This window comes from Phenylobacterium sp., from assembly GCF_004799395.1.
Lineage (GTDB): Bacteria > Pseudomonadota > Alphaproteobacteria > Caulobacterales > Caulobacteraceae > Phenylobacterium.
In genome coordinates, this window is record NZ_SSMZ01000294.1 from 1 (window position 1) to 4,624 (window position 4,624).

Annotated in this window: 5 protein-coding genes and 1 pseudogene; 4 read left to right on the plus strand and 2 right to left on the minus strand. The window is 62.2% G+C overall.

Annotated features, from left to right (window positions below; genetic code table 11):
- Positions 1–1,072 (minus strand): annotated as a pseudogene (locus E8A12_RS19040) (restriction endonuclease subunit R); the annotation flags it as partial.
- A gap of 461 nt (positions 1,073–1,533) precedes the next feature.
- Here E8A12_RS19040 and E8A12_RS19045 point away from each other — a divergent pair.
- Together E8A12_RS19045 and E8A12_RS19050 are read left to right on the plus strand one after the other, a co-directional pair.
- Positions 1,534–1,803 carry a type II toxin-antitoxin system Phd/YefM family antitoxin gene (locus tag E8A12_RS19045; protein WP_293371743.1) on the plus strand — a complete coding sequence of 90 codons (270 nt, stop codon included), beginning with the start codon at positions 1,534–1,536 and terminating at the stop codon, positions 1,801–1,803.
- A complete protein-coding gene (locus tag E8A12_RS19050) occupies positions 1,804–2,241 on the plus strand; it encodes a growth inhibitor PemK (protein WP_293371745.1) in 438 nt (145 codons plus the stop codon).
- Between the two features lie 138 nt (positions 2,242–2,379).
- On the opposite strand, the gene E8A12_RS19055 is transcribed toward E8A12_RS19050, so the two are convergent.
- Positions 2,380–2,709: a hypothetical protein gene (locus tag E8A12_RS19055; RefSeq protein ID WP_293371747.1), complete on the minus strand. Its 330-nt coding sequence runs from the start codon at positions 2,707–2,709 to the stop codon at positions 2,380–2,382.
- A gap of 192 nt (positions 2,710–2,901) precedes the next feature.
- On the opposite strand from E8A12_RS19055, the gene E8A12_RS19060 reads away from it, so the two are divergent.
- Positions 2,902–3,483, plus strand: a complete 582-nt coding sequence (locus E8A12_RS19060; RefSeq protein WP_293371749.1) for a helix-turn-helix transcriptional regulator — start codon at positions 2,902–2,904, stop codon at positions 3,481–3,483.
- Between the two features lie 3 nt (positions 3,484–3,486).
- The coding region (locus E8A12_RS19065) for a type II toxin-antitoxin system HipA family toxin (RefSeq protein WP_293371751.1) at positions 3,487–4,624 on the plus strand (1,138 nt) is incomplete at its 3' end.

The following is a 4,624-nucleotide window of genomic DNA, read 5'->3' on the forward strand; positions in this document are numbered from 1 at the left end:
GCTTATCGAAGGCTTCGATCTGCGGACCGCGTAGCGCGCCCTGGAAGCTCACGTCATCAGGGAGCGGCGCGCCAGGAGAGCGATGGTCCAGAAGCTCAACTTCAGAGCCGAGCGCTCGGATCAGATCGACCGTTTCGTCCAGGCAGCCGCGCGGAAGCCCGACATGGCGGGCATGAAGTTCGGCGCAGGAGATGATCCGCGGCTTATCGAACGTCGGTAGCCGCATGGATTGCGCGCGGTAGAATTCGGGATTCTGAAAGGCCGCCAGGCGGATCAGTCGCGCCGTCATCGCCGGAGGCAACGTCGTTCGATCGACGTAGATCTGGTCTGCGAGGACGATGCTGATCTTCTTGGGCAATGGATCGTCGATCTGGGCCGGCTCACGGCGCCGCGATGGCGTCATGCGCCAAGGTTCGTCAGCATCCTCGTCTTCGACCGGCATGCGGACGGCCAAAACCCGGCCGCGCGCCTCGGCCTCCGCAACGATCCTTGTCGCCGTGTCGGCGGAGAATCTGCGCAGCGACGACAGGAACGCCCATTGATCGTCGTAGGGGCGCAGCTCCTTGTCGATGAAGACGCTGTTGCCGCCTTCGCGAGCGCGGCGCTGCAAAGGCAACGCAATCAAATTTCCGAAACCGCCGGTCGGCATCGTGTCTTGGCTTGGAAAGAAACGATCATAGGATTCAAAGCCGATCTCCGGGCGGCGCTCCATCGTCTCGGTGAGGATCGCCGCACCAAGCTGCCGGGCGGTGCGGGCGGCGATCGGTTCGGAGAAGAAAATCCAGACGTGACCGCCATTGCCCGACCGCGACCGTTCGAGCGCAGCCGGAATGCCCTTTGCGTGACAGGTCTCGACGAAAGCCGACGCATCCGCCTCCCAACACTCCTTGTCGAAATCCACGGCCAGAAACCAACAGGTTCCATCGGGGAGCAGTGGGTAGACGCCGGCGACGAAATCGCTGTCGGACACCTTCTGGCCGCCGCCACGCAGATGCCGGTCGATGACGTCGTCCGAGACCGGGATGAACGCCTGGTTGGGACAGGCCCGCATTTGACTTGAGGTTTGCCGCAAACACCTTTCGCCCATTCGTTGGCGCAGGCGGGTGCATAACCCGCGCGGCCAGCTTTTCGGTTCTCCCAACGGATCGGAAACACATCGGGCCTGCCGACGAACAGGCGGCGAAAGAGATCGACCTTGACCGCTGTTGAGGACGTCGCCGTCACGGTCGGCGGGTTCGCAGTTGGCTCCTGATGATGGGTGGGCGCTGACGCCGCTTGTTGGCGTTCGAGTTCGGCGAGTGCGGTCGCGAGCTTTCCGCGTTCGATATCTAGCGACGCCAGCCGACTTCGGATGCGGGCGATTTCCGTGGCATTTTCCGGATCAATCATCAGCGTCACGAACGTGGACAGGGGGCGGAATTTAGCAGGAAGGCGATTTGAAGGCACCTCGGCCCCCGCCAATCATGGCCCAGGTCAGCGTCGGGCAGAGTTGAAAATGTCCGGGTTTTATATACACTACGGATAATCCGGAATGTGAGTGCAGGCAATATGGTCAAGGTGTCTTCGGCTGAATTCCAGAGGAATATCGGCCGCTATCAGGATGTGGCTCTGGTGCAGCCGGTGACCATCACCCGCAACGGGCGCGATCGCACCGTGATGATTTCGGCTGATGAATATCATCGGCTGAAGCGCCGTGATCGCCAGGTCTTGGGGCTGGACGATTTCACCGAAGCCGACCTCGCCGCGATCCGCGCGGCCGAGCCGCCGGCCGAGACGGCGCATTACGATCATGAACTGAAATAGGTGTCGTTCCCGCTACCTGTTCCGGGCCTCGTCGTCCGCTATTCGTTTCTGTGGCGCGAGGCGGCCGCCCGAGGCGAGGAAGAAGGTAGCAAGGATCGGCCATGCGCCGTCGTCCTCGTGTCGGAAGACCAAGACGGCGAAAAGATCGTGCTGGTTCTTCCTGTGACGCATTCGCCGCCGGCAGAGCCGGAACTAGCCGTGGAGATTCCGATTGAGACGAAGCGGCGGCTCGGACTTGATGACCAGCGGTCATGGATCGTCGTCACCGACGCCAACCGATTTGTCTGGCCAGGCCCTGATCTGAGGCCCGCCGTTCGCGGCGACGCTTCGTCGGTTGCCTACGGCCTCTTGCCGCGCGGACTCTTTTACGAGGTCCGCGAGAAATTCACACGCGCCATTGAACGGCGTTTGGCAGGAGTCGTCCGGCGCACGGAATAGAAAAGCGCGGGCATCACAGACGAACCGGAAAGGGAGTCCACGAGGGGGAGGGAGCGATCAATGTCGGGCTTTAGGTTGCGAGGGGAATCTCGACGGCGAGTTCGGGGTGGGCGACGGGGCGTGCAGCGCTCGGACTCCTCAAACGGGGAGTTCGTCGCCGTCCATCGGCGCCCTGTCGGGTACAAGCGCCAAGATCGCGGCCAGATCGTCTTGGGTGAAATCGTCCAGACTCATGACCTGGCGATCGCGTCGTTTGAGGCGATGATATTCTTCGGCCGAAATCGTGACGGTCCGGTCGCGGCCATTCCGGGTCACGGTGACGGGTTGAGTGAGCGCCACATCGTGGAAGTGGCCCACATTCTTCGAAAATACAGATGCTGAAACCCGGACCATCTTTGGCGCCTCCGCACCTTCCGTAAGAAACGGAAAGTTGACCAAAACATCAAGGAAATCGGCCGTTTGAGACATGAGGAGCTCCCCAGCAGCCTGGGGGTTCGTTCTCAATGCCAGTTGCGCATGGGTCTCTGATTGATATATAATACGATATCTCCTCATCACTATGATGCATGTTAGGCTATCATCCATCGCGCAAGTCGGTTAGGTTTGATATTCTATCATATATCCCATTTACCTTCTGATATATTTAGCAGTATCAAACCCATGAACTACCAAACCATGCCCCTCGCCGAGGAGCTTCTCCGGGCGCGAACCGCCAAGGGTTGGTCGCAACGCGAACTGAGCGCCAAGGCGAATGTGCCTCAGGCTCAAATCTCCCGCATCGAACGCGGCATCGTGGACCTTCGCCTGTCGACCTTCCTGGAACTCGCGCGCTTGCTCGACCTGGAGGTCGCTCTCGTACCGCGAAGCGCAATGACCGCGGTCACAGCAATCATCGGCGAAGCAGAGGCGAACGCTCACCTTCGAACGGTTCGTGGCGCCGTCACCCTGCTGAACCAGTTCGTCCGCGTCATCATCAGCGCCGATCAGACAAAAGAGCCCATCGCACAACGCATCGCGACCCTTGCCCTTGAACTTGAGCACCTCGCCCCGGCCACCCCGACACATGCTTGGCAGACAGAGCTCGCCGAGATCGTGGCAAGCCTCCAATCCGAAGTCGAAGCGGGCGCTGATCCTTCCCGCCTCACCGAATTGACCGACCGTCTCGCCAAGTTCCGCAATCAACTCGCCCATCGTCGGCCTGACGCGGAGCGTGCCGCCTACAGCCTCGACGACGAGGACTAGCTCATGGCCGATCGCCTCGAAATCCGTCTCGGCGAACGCCGCGTCGGCGAACTCACCGGCCTGGGCGCCGACCGCACGATCTTCGTCTTCGACGACGCCTACGCGGAGGACCCAGCGCGTCCAACGCTCAGCCTGTCGTTCAAGTCAGCGACGGGTGACCTGCTTCGCGACCAGAAACCCACTCGCATCCAACTCTTGCCGTTCTTCTCCAACCTGCTCCCCGAGGGCCAGCTGCGGGACTATCTCGCCGAACGCGCCGGCGTGAAGGCCGTCCGGGAATTCCACCTGCTCGCCGCGCTCGGCGACGACCTACCCGGCGCCGTCACCGCAAACACACCCGACGGCAGCGAACTGACCGATGGCGGCGCGGCGCCGACGACCCGATTGCGGCCACCCGCGACGGACCATGCGATGCGGTTCTCCTTGGCCGGCGTGCAGCTCAAATTCTCGGCTGTCGCCAAGGCCGATGGCGGCCTGACCATTCCCGTCCATGGCGATGGCGGCGACTGGATCGTGAAGCTGCCGTCGAAGCGCTACGAGCAGGTCTCGGAAAATGAATTCTCCATGATGACCATGGCCCGGACGATCGGCATCGAAGTCCCTGAGATCAAGCTGCTCACGCTCGATGAGATCGCCGGACTGCCGGAAGGCATCGGACGGCTTGAGGGCCAGGCCTTCGCCACGGCGCGGTTCGATCGGCCCTTCAAGCAGGAGCGCCTGCACATGGAGGACTTCGCCCAGGTGTTCGGGGTCTATCCGGACGAGAAGGACGCCCGCGCCTCCTACCGCAACATCGCCGAGGTGATCTGGCGCGAGGTCGGCGAGCCCGGGCTGGTCGAGTTCATCCGTCGCCTGGTCTTCAACGCCCTGATCGGCAACGCCGACATGCATCTGAAGAACTGGTCCCTGCTCTATCGCGACGGGATCAACGCGACGGTGGCGCCGGCCTATGACTTCGTCGCGACGACCGCCTACGTTCCGGACGACAAGGCCTCGCTCAAGGTCGCCCGCAGCAAATACTGGCGGGACTTCAGCCGCGACGAGCTCGCCTATCTGGCGGGAAGGGCCGCGCTTCCCGAGCACCTTGTCCTGAAGACGGCGGCCGATACGGTCGCGGCCTTCCGTGAGGTCTGGGGTAAGG